The organism is Pelomonas lactea, from assembly GCF_043555885.1.
Lineage (GTDB): Bacteria > Pseudomonadota > Gammaproteobacteria > Burkholderiales > Burkholderiaceae_C > Pelomonas > Pelomonas lactea.
This window is the reverse complement of sequence record NZ_JBIGHX010000009.1, coordinates 135,546-153,483: the sequence shown is the minus strand read 5'-3', so window position 1 is coordinate 153,483 and position 17,938 is coordinate 135,546. Positions and strand designations below refer to the sequence as shown.

Below are 17,938 nucleotides of genomic sequence, written 5' to 3'. Positions count from 1 at the left end.
CGGGCATTGTGGCCTCTGCGTGCGGGGGCCTCAGGCGATGATCAGCGCCAGCACCGTCAGCGCCATGACGGCGGTGGCCAGCCAGCCCATCAGGCGCAGCCGCAGGCCGATGGCATGCCCGCCCATGATGGCGGGGCGCGATGCCAGCACCATCATCGCCACCATGATGGGCACGGCCGTCACGCCGTTGAACACGGCGGACCAGAACAGCTCCTTGACCGGGTCCATGGGCGTGAAGCACAGCGCCACGCCGCCCAGCGTCGCCGCGGCGATGACGCCGTAGAAGCCGCGCCCCTCGCCACGCTCCAGCTTCAGGCTCAGCGAGCCGCGCCAGCCGGCCACCTCGGCCACCGCGTAGGCGGCCGAGCCCGCCAGCACCGGCACGGCCAGCATGCCCGTGCCGATGATGCCCAGCGCGAACAGCAGCGCGGCGTGCTCGCCGGCCACCGGCCGCAGCGCCTCCACGGCCTGGGCCGAGGTCTGGATGTCCGTCACGCCGGCCGCGTGCAGCGTCGCGGCGGTGGACAGCATGATGAAGAAGGCGATGAGGTTGGAGAACGCCATGCCGATGTTGGTGTCGATCTTGATGCGGCGCAGGTGCTGCCTCACCTCCTGCGGTGTGTGCGCCTCGCCGGCGCCGGTCGCACGGTCTTCCACTTCCTGGCTGGCCTGCCAGAAGAACAGGTAGGGGCTGATGGTGGTGCCGAACACGGCCACCAGCATCAGCAGCGTGTCGCGATTCCATTGCAGGTCGGGGTGCAGCGTGCGCGCCAGCACCTCGCCCCAGTCCAGCCCGATGACGACGATGACACCCACGTAGGCCAGCAGTGCCAGCGTCAGCCACTTGAGCCAGCGCACATAGCTCTGGTAGGGCAGGAACACCTGCATGACCGCGCTGGCCAGGCCGAAGCTCAGCGCGTAGACATGGGCCGAGCCGCCCAGCAGCAGCTTCACGGCCTCGGCCATGGCGGCGATGTCGGCGGCGATGTTCAGCGTGTTGGCCGCCAGCAGCAGGCCCACCAGCGCCAGCAGCAGCGGCCGCGGGAAGGCGCGCTTGAAGTTGGCGGCCAGCCCCTGGCCGGTCACGTAGCCGATGCGCGCGCTGACGATCTGGATCGCCGTCATCAGCGGCAGCGTGATGACCAGGCTCCACAGCATGGAGAAGCCGAACTGCGCGCCGGCCTGCGAGTAGGTGGCGATGCCGCTGGGGTCGTCGTCCGCCGCGCCGGTGATGAGGCCGGGGCCGAGCTGGCGCAGGTAGAGGCGGAGGCGGTTGAGCATGCCGACAGCCTAGCCGTGCCGCGCGGCCGCAGGTGTCGGACGGCTTGCCGCGAGCTGAGTCAGGGCCCGCGGCGTGGCGCGATGGGGTGCGTCTCGCCGATGGCGAGCGTGAAGAACTCGTCCTCCGCCAGCCCCAGCGCGGCGCGCTGGCGGGCCAGCTGGCGCGGCGGCTCGTCCAGCGCTTCGTCGGTCAGCTCGAAGGTGCCCCAGTGCACGCCCAGCGAGCGCCGGGCGCCCAGGTCGGCGTGGATCTTCAGCGCCTCCTCGACGTTGATGTGCTGCTCCTTCATGAACCAGCGCGGCTCGTAGGCGCCGATCGGGATCAGCGCGATGTCGAAGCCGCCGTCGCGCTGCCGCTCGGCGAAGCGCTCGCGGATGTCGGCGAAGTCGCGTGAGTAGCCGGTGTCGCCGGCGAAGAACAGCTGGCAGTCCGGCGCGAACACGGCGAAGCCGCCCCACAGCGTCTTCATGCGGTCGGCCAGGCCGCGCGCCGACCAGTGCTGCGCCGGCACCAGCGCGATGTCCACGCCGTCCAGCCTGTGTTGCTGCCACCAGTCCAGCTCGACGACCCGTTCCACGCCGCGACGGCGGAACCAGTCGGCCAGCCCCAGCGGCACGACGAACAGCGGGCTGCCGCCGGGCTGCACCGCCAGCGCGCGGCAGGAGGCGAGGTCCAGGTGGTCGTAGTGGTTGTGCGACACCAGCACGGCGTCGACGCGCGGCAGGTCCGCCAGCGCGACGCCGGGCGGCTGCTCGCGCCGCGGGCCGGCAAACGAGAACGGCGACGCGCGCTCCGAGAAGATCGGGTCGGTCAGCAGGTTCAGGCCGCCCAGCCGCGCCAGCACGGTCGCATGGCCTATCCATGTGACGGCCGGTGCGGTGCCGGTGTGGAGGGCGGCAAGGTCGGCCGGCTGCGTGGGGATGGGATCGACCGGCCGCCGCGGCAGGCCCTGGCGCGCGGCGTTCCAGCGCCAGCGCAGCACGTCGGCCAGCGACTTGGGCTCGAAGTCGCCGTGGTTGTTCTGGAAGCCGCCGTCGCGGTGGTGGGCGGGGCGGCTCACCGGGTGACGATGTCGCGGTGCGACGGTGCCAGGCGCGCCAGCAGGCGGTTCTGCGTTGCGAAAGGCACGCCGGCCCGGTCCATGGCGCGCTGCAGGTGCTCCACCAGCGCGTTGAAGTCGCCCTTGCCGACACCCAGGTGCGCGTGCGCGTCCTTCATGCCGACACCGTCGTAGACGCAGGGGCCGCCGGCCACCACGCAGAAGTAGTCGGCCAGCACGCGCTGCAGGTGCTTCGCGTTGATGCCGTCGAAGAAGGGCGCCAGGCGCGGGTCGGCCAGCATGCTGGCATAGAAGTCGTTCGTGAAGGCCTGGATGGCGTCGCGGCCGCCCAGCGCCTGGTAGAGCTTGTCGTCGGCCGGCACCGCAGCGGCGCCGGCCACCACCACGGTGGGGCCGGTCTGCGCGCCTGCCAGTGGCGTCAGCAGCCCCAGCATCAGGGCGGCGGGCAGGAGGTGGCGCTTCATGCGGCCAGTCTAGTGCCGGCTAGCCACCCCTGCAGACACGGGCTCTTCAGCCCTCGGCGATGCGCCTGGCCAGGTGGGCCAGCGCTTCCTCGACCTGGTCCACCAGCACCAGGCACAGGTCGCCCGGCTGCAGACGCCCCAACGCCCGGTCGATGGCCGTGAACTCGCCGACGATCTCCTCGACGTGCGTCGTGCGCGACGCGCCTTCCAGGCCGGCGCGCAGGAGTGCCACGACCTCGCCGGCCGCGCGGCCGCGTTGGCAGGCGTCTTCGTAGAGGATGACGTCGTCGAAGGCGGCGCCGAGGATCTCGGTCTGCACGCGGATGTCCTCGTCACGCCGGTCGCCGGCGCCGCTGATGACGACCGAGCGCTTCTTGGCCGGCATCGCGGCCACGGCATCGACCAGTGCCTTCATCGCGTCGCCGTTGTGGCCGTAGTCGGCAATGACGGTGGCGCCACGGTAGTCCATGACGTTGAAGCGGCCGGGCGCGTTGTCGGCGTCGTTGGCGAAGCTGCCGACGCCGCGGCGGATGGTGTCCCAGTCCAGCCCCACGCCCCAGGCGGCGGCCACGGCGGCCATCGCGTTCTCGACCTGGAAGCCGATGACGCCACCGCGCGTCAGCGGGATGTCGCGCAGCGGGATGCTTTCGCGCCACACGCCCTGCGCGGCGACGAGCTGGTCGCCATCCACGTAGACGCAGCGCTTGCCCTGTGCGCGATGCGTGGCCATCAGCGGGTGGTGGCGGTCGGCCGCGAAGTAGATGACCTGGCCGGGGCAGACCGCCGCCATGCCGGCCGTCAGCGGGTCGGTGGCGTTCAGCACCGCGTAGCCGGTGGGCGCCACGTTCTGCACGATGACGCGCTTGACCAGCACCAGGTCTTCCGCCGTGTGCAGGAAGTTCATGCCCAGGTGGTCGCCCGCGCCGATGTTGGTGACGACGGCCACCTGGCAGCGGTCGAAGCCCAGGCCTTCGCGCAGGATGCCGCCGCGGGCGGTTTCCAGCACGGCGGCTTCCACGTCGGGGTGCATCAGCACGTTGCGCGCGCTCTTGGGGCCGGAGCAGTCGCCGCTGTCGATCTGGCGGCCGTCCACGTACACGCCGTCGGTGTTGGTCATGCCGACCTTCAACCCGCAGCTGGCGAACATGTGCGCGATCAGCCGCGTGACGGTGGTCTTGCCGTTGGTGCCGGTGACGGCAACGACCGGGATACGGCCGTCCTCGGCCTTGTTCCCGGTGCCGAACAGGTGGCCGATGATGGCCTCGCCGACGTTGCGGCCCTTGCCGAAGCTGGGGCTCAGGTGCATGCGCAGGCCCGGCGCGGCGTTGACCTCGACGATGCCGCCGTTGATCTCCTCCAGCGGCCGCAGCACGCTCTCGGCCACCACGTCCACGCCGCAAACGTGCAGACCCACCACCTGCGCCGCCGCGATGGCGCGTGCGGCCACCTCGGGGTGCACGTCGTCCGTCACGTCGGTGGCGGTGCCGCCGGTGGACAGGTTGGCGTTGTTGCGCAGGATGACGCGCTGGCCCTTCTCGGGCACCGACTCGGGCGCCAGGCCTTGCTGGGTCAGGCGCGCGACGGCGATGTCGTCGAAGCGGATCTTGGTCAGCGACGTGGCATGGCCATCGCCGCGGCGCGGGTCGGCGTTGACCTTGTCGACCAGCTGCTTGACGGTGAGCACGCCGTCGCCGATGACGTGGGGCGGGTCGCGGCGCGCGGCGGCGATGAGCTTGTCGCCGATCACCAGCAGCCGGTAGTCACCACCGGGCAGGAACTTCTCGACCATGACCTGGCCGATCTCGTCCGCCGCCTTGTAGGCCAGCGCGATGCCCTCGCGTGTCGTCACGTTGACGGTGACGCCCTTGCCCTGGTTGCCGTCCTGCGGCTTCACGACGACCGGCAGGCCGATCTCCTGGGCGACGGCCCAGGCGTCGTCCACCGAATCGACGGGCCGGCCGATGGGCACCGGCACGCCGGCGGCCTGCAGCAGGCGCTTGCAGAGGTCCTTGTCCTGGGCGATGGATTCGCTGACCGCGCTGGTCGCGTCTACCTCGGCGGCCCAGATGCGGCGCTGCTTGGCGCCCCAGCCGAACTGCACCAGGCTGCCCTGCGTCAGGCGACGATAGGGAATGCCGCGGGCGATGGCCGCGTTGACGATGGAGCCGGTGGAGGGGCCGAGGCGGATGTCTTCGTCCAGCTCGCGCAGCGCGCCGATGACGGCATCGGCATCGAACTCGCCGCCGTCCAGCGCGGCGGTGACCAGCTTGACCGCCTGCTCGAAAGCCAGCCGGCCGACGTCTTCCTCGCTGTACTCGATGACGATCTGGTAGGTGCCGGCCTCGGGCGTGACATGCGTCTGGCTGAAGGTGACCGGGCAGCCGGCCTGGGCCTGCAGTGCCAGCGTGGCCTGCTCCAGCACCTGGGCCAGCGAGGTGTCGGCGCGCAGTTCGCCGATGGTGGGGAAGAGCTGGCGCAGGCGCGGCTCGAAGCCGGGCAGGCGCTCCAGCGAGCGCTCGGCCTCGTTGCAATGCACGACGGCCTCGATGGTCGTGTGGCGGCTCCACATGTTGGGGCCGCGCAGCGCGCGGGTGCGGGAAACGTCCATGGTCTTGTCGTCTTATGCCAGGTGGAGGTCGGGAACGAAGGTGTCGAGGCCGGCGGCGATGAGCTCGGGCGAGATGCCCAGCGCCCAGGCCGCGGCGACGGCGGCCAGCAGCGTTGCGGCGTCGGTCGCCTCGCTGCCGAAGCGGCGCAGCAGCGCGTCGATGTTGGCGCCGGGCGTCTCGGCCGGGCCTTGGGCCAGCACGGCGGCGCCGCCGCGCAGGAAGACGGCGCGGCCGCCGCGCTCGCGGTGCTGGCGGATGGCGTCCAGGCCGCCGTCCTCGGCGTAGAAGACGACCTCGCCGTCGCTGAGCTCGGCCATGTCGACGAGGCGCGGGTGGGCGGCGTGCAGCACGCTGGCGCCGTCGCTGAGCACCACGTCGACCTGCGTGCGCAGCACCTTGTAGAGCTGGTCGGCGTCCTGCACGTCGAACTCGGCCAGCGCCTCGATGCCGTCCATGTCGGTGACGACCCCGACCGCGGCGCGGTCATAGGCCAGGCCGTCGCGCAGGATGGAGGCGGGGCTGTTCTCGACGACGACGGCATTGACGCCGCGGTTCATCAGCAGGCGGTGCGCGGCGTCCCAGCGGGCGCTGTCCTTCTTCTCGACGCAGCGCGTGCCCAGGAACAGGCCGTCCTTGCAGGCCAGGCCCACATGGCGGCCGTTCAGGTGCAGCAGCCAGGCGACGAGGCGCGCGATTTGGCGCCCGCCGCGCGAGCCGGCCACGCCGACGATGGGGATGCGGCCGTTCTCGTCTTCGGCAAACAGGTGGTCGATGATGGCCTGGCCCACCGGCTGCGGCGCGCCGCCGGCGGGCTTCAGGTGCATCAGCAGGCCCGGGCCGGCATTCACCTCGACGATGGCGCCGCCGGTCTCGGACAGTGGCTTGGCGATGTCCTCGGTGACGAGGTCCACGCCGGCGATGTCCAGCCCCACGGTGCGTGCGGCCAGCGACACGGCATGCGCCACCTCGGGGTGCACCTCGGCCGTGCAGTCGATGGCGACGTTGCCGTTGCGCTGGATCAGCACGCTCTTGCCCGCGGGCGGCACGCTGTCGGGTGCGAAGCCCTGGCGCTGCAGGTCCAGCAGCACGACGGGGTCTTCGCCCAGCTGGATGCGGTTCAGCGGGAAGTCCTCGGTCAGGCCGCGGCGCGGGTCGGTGTTGATCTGGCTGTCGATGAGCTCGGTGATGGTCTGCTTGCCGTCGCCATGCACCCAGGCCGCCTCGCCGCGCGCGGCCGCCACGACCTGGCCGCCGACCACCAGCACGCGGTGCTCGTTGCCGCGGATATAGCTCTCCACCAGCACCGAGGAGCCCTCGGCGTCGGCCAGCTTGAAGGCAGCCTCGCAGTCGGCCTCGGTGGTGATGTCCAGCGTGACGCCGCGGCCGTGATTGCCGTCGCTCGGCTTGATGACGACCGGCAGGCCAATGTCCTGCGCGGCGGCCCAGGCGGCAGCGGCGGTCTTGACCTCCTCGCCGGCCGGCACCGGCACGCCGACGGCCTTCAGCAGCGTCTTGGTCAGGTCCTTGTCGCCGGCGATCCCTTCGGCGATGGCGCTGGTCATGTCGGTCTCGGCCGTCCAGATGCGGCGCTGGCGGGCGCCGTGGCCCAGCTGCACCAGGTTGCCGTCGTTCAGGCGGATGTGGGGGATGCGCCGATCCGTGGCCGCGGCCACGATGGCGGCGGTGGAGGGGCCGAGGTAGCAGTCGTCGAGCTTGTCGCGCACGCGGGCTGTCGCCGCGGGCACGTCGAAGGGCTCGTCGTTGATCATGGCCATGATGAGCGCGTGGCCCTCGGCCAGGGCGGCGCGGGCCACCTGCTCGTCACGCGCCCGGAACACCATGCGGTAGACGCCGCGCTGGCTGGTGCTGCGCGTCTGGCCGAAGCCGGTGGGCATGCCCGCAAGGTTGAGCAGCTCTATGACGATGTGCTCCAGCACATGGCCCATCCAGGTGCCGTCGCGCAGGCGCTCGATGAAGCCGCCGCGTTCGCCGACGCCGCAGTGGTGCTCGATGAGGGCGGGCAGGGCGGCCGTCAGGCGGTCGTTGAAGCCGGGCAGCAGGTTGGAGGGAAAGTCCTCCAGCTCGCCCAGGTCCAGCCAGACCTCCAGCACGGGCCGGTAGGTCCACATGTTGGGGCCGCGCAGGTAGTTGATGCGCAGCAGGCGGATGTCTTCTTTTTTGCTCATGAGGTGATGGGTAGGCGCGGCAGGCGCTCGGAATTGTGCGCCGAAGTCATCGGGGAGAATCTCCCCGGCCTTCAAGAGCGAAGAACAACATGTCAGATCCAACTCCCGTCCCATCACCGCATCCTCAAACGGCCGCCCTGCACGGGCGACTTCTTGCTGGCGAGAACGTGGTGGCCACGCTGGAGGTTGACCTGGACGCCCAGGGGCGCTTCGCCCAGGGGCTGATCGCGTTGACTACTGCACGCCTGCTGGCCTTCGAGCCGGCCAGCGGGGCCTGGGTCGACTTCGCGCTGGCGCCGGGCCAGACGCTCAAGCTCAGTGACCATGGCGGTCTGGCCTTCCTGGAGCTGTTCGACGCCCAGCGCCGCCTGGCGCGCTGGCGCTTCACGCTGGCCAGCAATCCGGCCGCCGTCAAGCTGGTGGACGCGTTCGACCGCGAGCTGCAGCGCCTGGCGGGCCGGCCGGCACCCGAGCCGCAGGAGGAGGTCGACGATTTCGACTTCGGCGAGTCCAGCGCGCCGCCCAGCACCTGGGTGCTGCTGCGGCTGTGGCGGTTTGCGCGGCCCTACCAGGGCCAGTTGCTGCTGGGCTTCGCGCTGATGCTGGGCGCCACGGGCGCAACGCTGGTATCGCCCTACCTGACGATGCCGCTGATGGACCGGGTGCTGATTCCGTTCCAGAACGGCCAGGCCATCGACCCCGCGCTGGTGGCGATGCTGCTGGCCGGCCTGCTGGGCGCGGCGCTGGTGTCCTGGGCGCTGGGCTGGGCCAAGACCTATCTGCTGTCGCTGGTGTCCGAGCGCATCGCGGCCGACCTGCGCACGGCCACCTTCGAACACCTGCTGGGGCTGTCGCTGGAGTACTTCGGCAGCAAGCGCACCGGCGACCTGATGGCGCGCATCGGCTCCGAGACCGACCGCATCAGCGTGTTCCTGTCCCTGCACGCGCTGGACTTCATCACCGACGTGCTGATGCTGGGCATGACGTCGGTCATCCTGTTCAGCATCCACCCCGGCCTGGCCTTGGCGACGCTGGTGCCGCTGCCCTTCATCGCGTGGCTGATCCACCTCGTGCGCGACCGGCTGCGCACCGGCTTCGAGAAGATCGACCGCGTCTGGGGCGAGGTCACGAACATCCTGGCCGACACCATCCCCGGCATTCGCGTCGTCAAGGCCTTCGCGCAGGAGCGCCGCGAGGCGACGCGCTTCAAGGAGGCCAATGCCAAGAACCTGCAGGTCAACGACCGGCTGAACAAGACCTGGAGCCTGTTCACGCCCACTGTCGCGCTGCTGACCGAGATGGGGCTGCTGGTCGTCTGGGGCATCGGCATCTGGCTGATCGCGCACCAGAGCATCACGGTGGGCGTGCTGACGGCCTTCCTGGCCTATATCGGCCGCTTCTACGCGCGGCTGGACTCGATGAGCCGCATCGTGTCGGTCACGCAGAAGGCGGCGGCCGGCGCCAAGCGCATCTTCGACATCCTGGACCACGTTTCCAACGTGCCGGACCCGGTCAACCCGCAGACCTTCGACAAGCCGGTGACAGGCGCCATCTCCATGCAGGGCGTCAACTTCCGCTACGGCTCGCGCTCGGTCATCCGCAGCCTGAACCTGGACATCCGCCCCGGCGAGATGGTGGGCCTGGTGGGGCACAGCGGTTCGGGCAAGAGCACGCTGGTGAACCTGATCTGCCGCTTCTACGACGTGACCGAGGGGGCCATCAAGGTCGACGGCGTGGACCTGCGCCGCGTCAAGGTGGCCGACTACCGCAGCCACATCGGCCTGGTGCTGCAGGAGCCCTTCCTGTTCTTCGGCACCATCGCCGAGAACATCGCCTATGGCAAGCCGCACGCGACGCGCGACGAGATCGTCGCCGCCGCGCGCGCGGCGCATGCCCACGAGTTCATCCTGCGCCTGCCGCACGGCTACGACAGCCTGGTGGGCGAGCGCGGCCAGGGCCTGTCCGGCGGCGAACGCCAGCGCATCTCCATCGCCCGCGCGCTGCTGATCGACCCCGCCATCCTCATCCTCGACGAGGCCACGTCGGCCGTGGACACCGAGACCGAGAAGGAAATCCAGCGTGCGCTGGACAACCTCGTGAAGGGTCGCACCACCATCGCCATTGCCCACCGGCTGTCCACGCTGCGCAAGGCCGACCGCCTGGTCGTCATGGACCGCGGCGAGATCGTCGAGCTGGGCCCGCATGACGAGCTGATCGCCAAACAGGGCCACTACTGGCGCCTGTGGGAGGCCCAGGCCCGGCGCGTGGACCAGGAAGACCTGGAAGACCACGCCGTCGCCCCCAACCCCAACGCGCACACGGTGAACGCATGAGCGATCTGCCTTTTCGTGACCTCGCCGTGGACGCCCACGGCAAGCTGGTGCTGACCGACCTGGACGGCGGCACCCACGTGGGCGTGACGCCCGTGCGTGCCCACCCGATCTCGGCGCCCGACGAGGGCGTGTCGCTCATCGGCGTGCACGGCCACGAGCTGGCCTGGGTGGCGCGCCTGTCCGCGCTGCCTGACGCGTTCCGCCGCGTGCTGGAGGCGGAGTTGGCCGCGCGCGAGTTCCACCCTGTGCTGCAGCGGCTGATCTCGGTGAACACCTTCGCCACGCCCAGCACCTGGCGCATCCAGACCGACCGCGGCGAGGTGGACTTCGTGCTGAAGAGCGAGGAAGACATCCGCCGGCTGGAGGAGGGGCGGCTGCTCATCACATCCACGCACGGCGTGCAGTTGCAGGTGCCGGACCGCTGGGCGCTGGACAAGCAGTCCAAGCGGCTGCTGGAACGCTTCCTCTGATTCGCCGGCCTGCTGCCGGGAGACGCTGATGAAAAGCCTGCTCGGTGCCACCCTGATCTGTCTGTCGGCGTTGACGCACGCTGCGCCGCCCGCCTGCGATGCGCGCTGGCAGCGCGACGTCCAGGCGCGGCTGGGCGGCGACGGCCACGGGCCCGACCAGGGCTCGGTGGAATGGCAGCGCGTTGTCGAACACCAGCTGGGCCTGCGCGACCTGCCGGCGCGTGGCACGCCGGCCTGGTGTGTCCGCGTGCAGCAGGCGCTGGACGAGGCGCGCCGCGCGCCCAGCTGCCGCACCCGCCAGGCGCGCGGCAGCGTGGAGGCGCTGGTGTGCGAACGCGCCGGCCTGGCGCTGCTGGACGCACGCGTGGCCCAGGCCTTCGCGGCTGCGAAGCGCCAGGCCGTCAACGAGCATCCGCCGCTGCTGGCCGCAGAGCAGCACGGCTGGCAGCGCGAGCGGCACGACTGCTGGAAGGCCGGCCCCGATGCCGAGGCCCGAGCCGCCTGCGTGCGCGAGTCATCGGCCCGCCGGCTGCTGGAGCTGCAGGCCCGCTACCGGCTGGTGCCGGTGTCCGCCACGGCGCGCTGGCGCTGTGACGACGGCAGCGAGGTGGCGGTCAGCTTCTTCAACGCCACCGAGCCGCCCAGCCTCATTGCCGAGCGCGGCGACCAGACCTCGCTGATGACGCAGCAGCCCGGCGCCAGCGGCAGCCGCTACCAGGGGCGCAATGAGAGCTACTGGGAGCACCAGGGCGAGGCCCGCGTCGTCTGGGGTTGGCAGGCGCCGGAGCAGCGCTGCACCGCTGCCGCACGCTGAGTGACCGGCGCCGCGGCTTGCGGCAGGTCAAGGCGAGGCGCCGCCCGCAGCGCCACCATGGCGCCATCACATGTTTCGATGGAGCGCCGCATGAGCACCGGATACCGCGCCCTGGCCGCCGACATTTCCTCCACGCTGACGCAATTGCGGGCCGATGTGCCCGATGTGATGCGCGGCTTCGGCTCGCTGTCGCAGGCGGCCATGCGCCCGGGCGCGCTGGATGCCAAGGCCAAGGAACTCATCGCCATGGCGCTGGGCGTGGCCGCGCGCTGTGACGCCTGCCTCGCCTTCCATGCGCAGGCGCTCGTCAAGCTGGGCTGCACGCGCGCGGAGCTGGAGGAAGCGCTGGCCGTGTGCGTCTACATGGGTGGCGGCCCGTCGCTGATGTACGCGGCCCGCGCGCTGGACGCCTTCGAGGAGTGCGCCGGCGTGGCCGCCGCCTGATCGTCGGCGCGGGGGCGGGCGCTGGGCGCGCTTGCACAATCGCGCCACCATGCGTGCATTGCCACCGAAGCTGCCCAACACGGGCACCACCATCTTCACCGTCATGTCGGCGCTGGCGGCCGAGCATGGCGCCGTCAACCTCGGCCAGGGCTTCCCGGACTTCGGCGCCGACCCAGGCCTGCTGCAGGCCGTCACCGACGCGATGGCCGCCGGCCACAACCAGTACCCGCCGATGACCGGCGTGCCGGCCCTGCGCGAGGCCGTGGCGGCCAAGCTCAACACGCTGTACGGCGCCGCCTACGACGCCGGCAGCGACATCACCATCACCGCCGGCGGAACGCAGGGCCTCATCACGGCGCTGCACGCCTGCGTCGGCGCCGGGGATGAGGTCGTCATCATCGAGCCCGCCTACGACAGCTACGACCCCGCCATCCGCCTGGCCGGCGCCGTGCCTGTGGGTGTGCCGATGACGGCGGATTACCGCATCGACTGGGCCGCCGTGCGCGCCGCCGTCACGCCGCGCACGCGCGCCATCGTCATCAACACGCCGCACAACCCCAGCGGCCGTGTGGCCACGCGCGAGGACCTGCTGGAGCTGCAGCGCATCGCCGATCAGCACGACCTGTTCGTCGTCAGCGACGAGGTCTACGAGCACATGGTGTTCGATGGCGCACCGCACGAGAGCGTGGCGCGCTACCCGGCGCTGCGCGAGCGCAGCTTCCTCGTCAGCAGCTTCGGCAAGACCTTCCACGTGACGGGCTGGAAGGTCGGCTTCGTCGCCGCGCCGCCGGTGCTGTCCGCCGCGTTCCGCCGGCTGCACCAGTACACCGTGTTCACGGTGCACACGCCCACCCAGCACGCGCTGGCCGCCTACCTGGCCGACCCGTCGCCGTGGCAGGGCCTGAGCGGCTTCTACCAGGCCAAGCGCGACGCCTTCCGCGCCGCGCTGGCGGCCACGCCGCTGAAGCTGCTGCCCTGCGAGGGCACATACTTCCAGACGGTGGACTACAGCGCCGTGTCGGACCTCAGCGAGCTGGACTTCGCCCGCTGGCTGACCACCGAGATCGGCGTCGCGGCCATCCCGCTGTCGGTCTTCTACCAGCAGCCGCAGCAGCGCCGGCATGTGCGCTTCTGCTTTGCGAAGCGCGACGAGACGCTGGCCGAGGCCGCGCGCCGGCTGGCGAGGCTCGGCTAGGGCAGGACCACGAACCGGCCGCTGCCCGGCAGGCGGCCGTGCAGCAGCCAGTCTGCCGTGATGTCGAACAGGCCGGGCGAGTAAGCGGGCACGCGGCGGCCGTCGGGCAGCGGCAGGGGCTCGATGAGGCCGTGGTCGGCCCGCGGGAAGACGACGACCGACACGTCGCGGCCCTCGCGCTGCAGCCCGCGCAAGACCTCTTGCGTGCCGGCGTTGGGCGCCTGGCGGTCGCTGCCGCCCAGCAGCCACAGCTGGCGCGTGCGCAGCGATTCGAGCAGCGGCCGCGGGTCGTGGTCGAAGCTCAGCCCCTGCGCCATCGCGGCGCCATGCTGGCGCAGCTCGGCGCTGCTGAACTTCAGGAACACGCCGGTGTACGAGCGCGGCTGCAGCGCCGCCAGCCATGGCGCGCCGGCATGGGCGGCCTTGAACGCGTCCAGCTCGGCATAGCCGTCCTGCAACCCGGAGCGCACGATGCGCTCGGTCAGCGCGGTGAGCGTGCGGGCCTGCTGCCGTGCGTCGGCATCGAAGCCGGCGTCGCGCAGCTGCTGGTCCACCAGTTCGCGGTCCTGCGCGATGGGCCCCTCGGCCATCGCGAACGCCGCGACGACGAAGTCCAGCGGCGCTTGCGACGCGACGATGGGGGCCACCCAGCCGCCCTGGCTGGCGCCGATGACGCCCAGCCGCGGCTGGCCCGGCGTGAGCTTCCGGGCGGCCTGCAGCGCGGCCAGCGTGTCGCGCGCGCGGACGTGGAAGTCCGACGACGGCGCACCGGCCGAGCGACCGGTGCCGCGCTTGTCGTATGCGAACACCGCCACGCCGCGGCGCGCGAGCTCGTGGGGCCAGACGCTGTCGTCGGTGGACGGGTCGTTGTTGGAGCCCTCGATCCACACCGCCAGCGCACGTGGCCGGCCGCCGGGCGGCAGCACCAGCTTGCCGTGCAGGCGCAGGCCGTCGCTGATGAAGTCGGTCTCCTGCTCGACCGTGGCGAGGCGGGTGCCGGTCAAGGCGTGCTCGCCGCTGCCCAGCGTCAGCCGGCCGTCCGCGCAGGGGGCGAAGTAGATCTCGGCGTCATCCCCGCGGAACCGGCCGTCGGGCCCCTCCTGCAGCGCGCCGAAGCGGCCCTCCGCCGCCGTGTAGCGCAGCGTGCGCGGGCGGCCGTCCTCGCCGGTGATGGTCAGCACCCGGCCGCGGGGCAGTGCGTAGGCGCCGAGCAGGCAGCGCAGATCGGGGGCCAGCGTGGTCTGCGGCATTGCGTCCAGCGGTGGGGCGGGCGAGGCGGCGGCCAGGACGGCCAGAAGCAGAGGCAGCATGGGCGCTCCAGGAGAGAAAGCGTGGGGCGCCATGCTGCTGCGGCCGCGGCCCGACCGCGAGCGGCATGCGACACGCTGCACGATGGTGGGCACCAGCTGCAGCGCGCCGTCGCGCACCGGCGCCCGGCCACTGGCATGCCCCGTGCTAACCCTGATCATGTGACGGCTGCGGGCCCCGCGGGGCAGTCGCCAGTCGTGAACCAGATCACGGAGACCCACCATGCTGCACCTGTCGCGTGCCCCCGCCGATGCACCAAAGCGAGCGATGCCCGCTGCGCGTGCGCAGACGGCCGGCGAGTTGTTCGGCAAGACCATCAACCTGTCCGGCCGGCGCCGCTTCACGTCGCAGCGCGTGGTGCTGTACGCCGTGCTGGCCGCGCAGGGCCGCGAGGGCGCGCTGGCCACGGCCCGCGAGGCGCTGGCGACCTTCGGCGAGGCCCACGGCGCGCTGCTGGCCGGCGAGCTGGCGCCGCAGGCGCTGGGCGAGGCGCTGACCGAGGCCTACTTCGGTGCCGAGCGTTCGAACGAGCGCATCACGACCTTCATCGACCAGGCCCGCCGCGCGCTGGATGCGATCGCGGCCGATGCCTTCAACGCTGCGACGCTGCTGGAGGAGCTGGTGGAGGCCGCCACGCCGTTGCTGGCCACGCTGAACCGGCTCACGCAGCTCTATGAAGACCTGGCGCGCCAGCACGCCGCGGCCGCCAAGCGGCAGCTCACCAGCGTCATGGGCGACATCGAGCAGATCGCCAAGCACGCGCGCATCGTGTCGTTCAACGCGCAGGTGGTGGCGGCGCGCGCCGGCGCGTCAGGCCGTGAGTTCGCGGTCGTGTCGGGCGAGTTGACCAGCATCACCGGCCGGCTCGATGGCCTGGTGCGCGAGGCGGTGCGCAGCGCCGTGGCCTGAGCGTGCTCAGGCCAGCGGCCGCAGCGGGCAGCTGGCACCGGTCTGGGGCGTCTCGGCCAGCCGCGTGGCCAGTTCGCCACGCAGCCCCTGCAGCGCGGCGATGCGGGCGTCGATGTCGGCCAGCTTGCGCGCCAGCGTGGCCCGCAGCGCGGGGCCGGCGTCCTCGCCCTGCGTGAGCAGGGGCAGGTCGGCCGCAATCTCGGCCAGCGTGAAGCCCAGTTGCTGTGCGGTACGCACATAGCCCAGCCATTGCACGGCTTCCTCGGGATAGTCGCGGTAGCCGTTGGCGCTGCGGCGCGCCTGCAGCAAGCCGCGCTTCTCGTAGAAGCGCAGGCTGTCGCGGGAGAGGCCGGTGCGCTCGCTCAGGGTGCCGATCTGCATGGGGTGTCAAAAAAGCCTTGACCCTGGAGCGTAGTCCAGGGGTGAGGCTGCGCACCTTCGTCACATCAATCTGCGCCCATGCCCGCTTTCACCCCCGCCCAGTTCCGCCGCGTCGTGCAGGCCAGCGCCGCGTACGACCTTGTCGTCACCGCACCGTTCGCCACGCCGTGGACCTTCGCCATCGCCTTTGGGCACCTCAGCGCCGTCAACCAGGCGCTGGGCGGGCAGCCGCTGCCGGGGTTCGCGCCGCTGCAGCTGTTGTTCGCGCTGCTGATGGGCAGCGTCGTGCTGGTGTGGAGCGTGCTGCGGCTGCGCGGGCCGACGACGCAGCTCGGCCGCCACGACGCCGCGGCGCGCGCGCTGTTCAGCCTGTGGATGGCCTGGGCCTGGGCGCAGACGGGCGAGCCCGTGCTGCTGCTGTTCCTGCTGCCCGAGCTGAGCTGGGCGGTGGTGCAGGCCTGGCGCGTCGCCGGTGCGGAGCATTCGGCAAGGGGCAACCGAGCTTTCGGCAGGGTTTCGGAATAACCCTGGCGCCGGCTCCGCCGGACAATCGCGGCTTCCCTGCATCCGCACCGACTGCTGCCATGCCCACGCCTTACCGCTCCAAGACCTCCACCGCCGGCCGCAACATGGCGGGCGCCCGCTCGCTGTGGCGCGCCACCGGCATGAAGGACGACGACTTCGCGAAGCCCATCATCGCCATCGCCAACTCCTTCACCCAGTTCGTGCCCGGCCACGTGCACCTGAAGGACCTGGGCCAGCTGGTGGCCCGTGAGATCGAGCGCGTGGGCGGTGTGGCCAAGGAGTTCAACACCATCGCCGTGGACGACGGCATCGCCATGGGCCACGACGGCATGCTGTACTCGCTGCCCAGCCGCGACATCATTGCCGACTCGGTCGAGTACATGGTCAACGCCCACTGCGCCGACGCGCTGGTGTGCATCTCCAACTGCGACAAGATCACCCCCGGCATGCTGATGGCCGCGATGCGGCTGAACATCCCCGTCGTGTTCGTGTCCGGCGGCCCGATGGAAGCCGGCAAGGTGCGTCTGGCGGTGCCCGGCACCGCCAAGATCGAGATCAAGAAGCTGGACCTGATCGACGCCATGGTCATGGCCGCCGACAGCAAGGTCAGCGACGCCGACCTGGCCGAGGTCGAGCGCTCGGCCTGCCCCACCTGCGGCAGCTGCTCGGGCATGTTCACCGCCAACTCCATGAACTGCCTGACCGAGGCGCTGGGCCTCTCGCTGCCGGGCAACGGCACGGTGGTGGCCACGCACGCCGACCGCGAAGCACTGTTCAAGCAGGCCGGCCGCACGGCGGTCGAGCTGTGCAAGCGTTTCTACGAGCAGGACGACGCGAGCGTGCTGCCGCGCGCGATCGGCAAGAAGGCGTTTGAAAACGCGATGACGCTGGACATCGCGATGGGCGGCTCCACCAACACCATCCTGCACATCCTGGCCGCGGCGCAGGAGGCCGGCATCGACTTCGACATGAGTGACATCGACCGCCTCTCGCGCAGCGTGCCGCAGCTGTGCAAGGTGGCGCCCAACACCAACAAGTACCACATCGAGGACGTGCACCGCGCCGGCGGCATCATGGCCATCCTGGGTGAGCTGGACCGCGCGGGCAAGCTGCACACCGACGCGCCCACCGTGCACGCCAAGACCATGAAGGACGCGCTGGACCAGTGGGACATCGCCCGCAACCCGAGCGACGCGGTCAAGACCTTCTACATGGCCGGCCCGGCCGGCATCCCGACGCAGACCGCCTTCAGCCAGAACACCCGCTGGCCCAGCCTGGACACCGACCGCGCCGAGGGCTGCATCCGCTCCATCGAGCACGCCTTCAGCAAGGAAGGCGGCTTGGCCGTGCTGCGCGGCAACATCGCGCTGGACGGCTGCGTCGTGAAGACCGCCGGCGTGGACGACAGCCTGCTGGTGTTCGAAGGCCCGGCGCATGTCGTCGAAAGCCAGGACGAAGCCGTGGCCAACATCCTGGACGACAAGGTCAAGGCCGGCGACGTCGTGGTGGTGCGCTACGAGGGCCCCAAGGGCGGCCCGGGCATGCAGGAAATGCTCTACCCGACCAGCTACATCAAGAGCAAGGGCCTGGGCAAGGCCTGCGCGCTGCTGACCGACGGCCGTTTCTCCGGCGGCACCTCGGGCCTGTCCATCGGCCACTGCTCGCCCGAGGCGGCAGCCGGCGGCGCGATCGGCCTGGTGCGCAACGGCGACCGCATCCGCATCGACATCCCCAACCGCACGATCGACGTGCTGGTCAGCGACGAAGAGCTGGCCAAGCGCCGCGCCGAGCAGGACGCCAAGGGCTGGAAGCCGGTCGAGGCGCGTCCGCGCAAGGTGTCGGCCGCGCTGAAGGCCTACGCACTGCTGGCGACGTCGGCGGACAAGGGCGCGGTGCGCGACCTGAGCCAGCTGGAAGGCTGAGCATCGGCTGCGCTCCAGCGGCCAGGCTGACAGTTC

General features: G+C 71.2%; 15 protein-coding genes. 8 read left to right on the top strand and 7 right to left on the bottom strand.

The window, feature by feature from the left end:
- Positions 1-30 precede the first annotated feature (30 nt).
- Genes ACG04Q_RS21765 through ACG04Q_RS21745 form a run of 5 tightly spaced genes read right to left on the bottom strand, consistent with a single transcriptional unit; the run spans position 31 to position 7,601 of the window.
- A complete protein-coding gene (locus ACG04Q_RS21765) occupies positions 31-1,281 on the bottom strand; it encodes an Nramp family divalent metal transporter (protein WP_394513556.1) in 1,251 nt (416 codons plus the stop codon).
- Between the two features lie 59 nt (positions 1,282-1,340).
- Entirely contained in the window at positions 1,341-2,342 is a 1,002-nt protein-coding gene (locus tag ACG04Q_RS21760) for an MBL fold metallo-hydrolase (RefSeq protein WP_394513554.1), read from the bottom strand.
- A complete protein-coding gene (locus tag ACG04Q_RS21755; RefSeq protein WP_394513552.1) occupies positions 2,339-2,806 on the bottom strand; it encodes a group I truncated hemoglobin in 468 nt (155 codons plus the stop codon). The genes ACG04Q_RS21760 and ACG04Q_RS21755 overlap by 4 nt, the downstream gene beginning before the upstream one ends.
- 46 nt (positions 2,807-2,852) lie before the next feature.
- Positions 2,853-5,414 carry a cyanophycin synthetase gene (gene cphA / locus ACG04Q_RS21750; RefSeq protein ID WP_394513550.1) on the bottom strand — a complete coding sequence of 854 codons (2,562 nt, stop codon included), beginning with the start codon at positions 5,412-5,414 and terminating at the stop codon, positions 2,853-2,855.
- Between the two features lie 12 nt (positions 5,415-5,426).
- Complete coding sequence (locus ACG04Q_RS21745) at positions 5,427-7,601, bottom strand: cyanophycin synthetase (protein WP_394513549.1); 2,175 nt, start codon at positions 7,599-7,601, stop codon at positions 5,427-5,429.
- Between the two features lie 89 nt (positions 7,602-7,690).
- Between ACG04Q_RS21745 and ACG04Q_RS21740 the strand changes: the two genes are divergently transcribed.
- The 5 genes from ACG04Q_RS21740 (at position 7,691) to ACG04Q_RS21720 (ending at position 12,857) form a co-directional block, all read left to right on the top strand.
- Positions 7,691-9,934, top strand: coding sequence for a cyanophycin metabolism-associated ABC transporter (locus tag ACG04Q_RS21740; RefSeq protein WP_394513547.1), 2,244 nt, complete (start codon positions 7,691-7,693; stop codon positions 9,932-9,934).
- Positions 9,931-10,404, top strand: a complete 474-nt coding sequence (locus tag ACG04Q_RS21735) for a cyanophycin metabolism-associated DUF1854 family protein (protein ID WP_394513546.1) — start codon at positions 9,931-9,933, stop codon at positions 10,402-10,404. The genes ACG04Q_RS21740 and ACG04Q_RS21735 overlap by 4 nt, the downstream gene beginning before the upstream one ends.
- Positions 10,405-10,432: 28 nt before the next feature.
- Positions 10,433-11,218 (top strand): MliC family protein, encoded by a 786-nt coding sequence (locus tag ACG04Q_RS21730; RefSeq protein WP_394513545.1) that lies wholly within the window; start codon positions 10,433-10,435, stop codon positions 11,216-11,218.
- A 90-nt stretch (positions 11,219-11,308) separates the two neighbouring features.
- The gene (locus ACG04Q_RS21725; protein WP_394513543.1) at positions 11,309-11,662 is read left to right on the top strand and encodes a carboxymuconolactone decarboxylase family protein; all 354 of its coding nucleotides are present in this window, start codon (positions 11,309-11,311) and stop codon (positions 11,660-11,662) included.
- 49 nt (positions 11,663-11,711) lie between these two features.
- Complete coding sequence (locus ACG04Q_RS21720) at positions 11,712-12,857, top strand: methionine aminotransferase (RefSeq protein WP_394513541.1); 1,146 nt, start codon at positions 11,712-11,714, stop codon at positions 12,855-12,857.
- Here ACG04Q_RS21720 and ACG04Q_RS21715 read toward each other — a convergent pair.
- Positions 12,854-14,167 carry an alpha/beta hydrolase family protein gene (locus tag ACG04Q_RS21715; RefSeq protein WP_394513539.1) on the bottom strand — a complete coding sequence of 438 codons (1,314 nt, stop codon included), beginning with the start codon at positions 14,165-14,167 and terminating at the stop codon, positions 12,854-12,856. The two genes, ACG04Q_RS21720 and ACG04Q_RS21715, sit on opposite strands and share 4 nt — an antisense overlap.
- A 220-nt stretch (positions 14,168-14,387) precedes the next feature.
- On the opposite strand from ACG04Q_RS21715, the gene ACG04Q_RS21710 reads away from it, so the two are divergent.
- Positions 14,388-15,074: a type IV pili methyl-accepting chemotaxis transducer N-terminal domain-containing protein gene (locus ACG04Q_RS21710; RefSeq protein ID WP_394513538.1), complete on the top strand. Its 687-nt coding sequence runs from the start codon at positions 14,388-14,390 to the stop codon at positions 15,072-15,074.
- Positions 15,075-15,080: 6 nt separating this feature from the next.
- Here the strand turns inward: ACG04Q_RS21710 and ACG04Q_RS21705 are convergent, their stop codons facing one another.
- The gene (locus ACG04Q_RS21705) at positions 15,081-15,455 is read right to left on the bottom strand and encodes a MerR family transcriptional regulator (protein WP_394513536.1); all 375 of its coding nucleotides are present in this window, start codon (positions 15,453-15,455) and stop codon (positions 15,081-15,083) included.
- 78 nt (positions 15,456-15,533) lie between these two features.
- Between ACG04Q_RS21705 and ACG04Q_RS21700 the strand changes: the two genes are divergently transcribed.
- Together ACG04Q_RS21700 and ilvD are read left to right on the top strand one after the other, a co-directional pair.
- Positions 15,534-15,980, top strand: coding sequence for a hypothetical protein (locus tag ACG04Q_RS21700; RefSeq protein WP_394513535.1), 447 nt, complete (start codon positions 15,534-15,536; stop codon positions 15,978-15,980).
- Between the two features lie 59 nt (positions 15,981-16,039).
- Positions 16,040-17,902: a dihydroxy-acid dehydratase gene (ilvD, locus tag ACG04Q_RS21695; RefSeq protein WP_394513533.1), complete on the top strand. Its 1,863-nt coding sequence runs from the start codon at positions 16,040-16,042 to the stop codon at positions 17,900-17,902.
- The last annotated feature ends 36 nt before the right edge of the window (positions 17,903-17,938 follow it).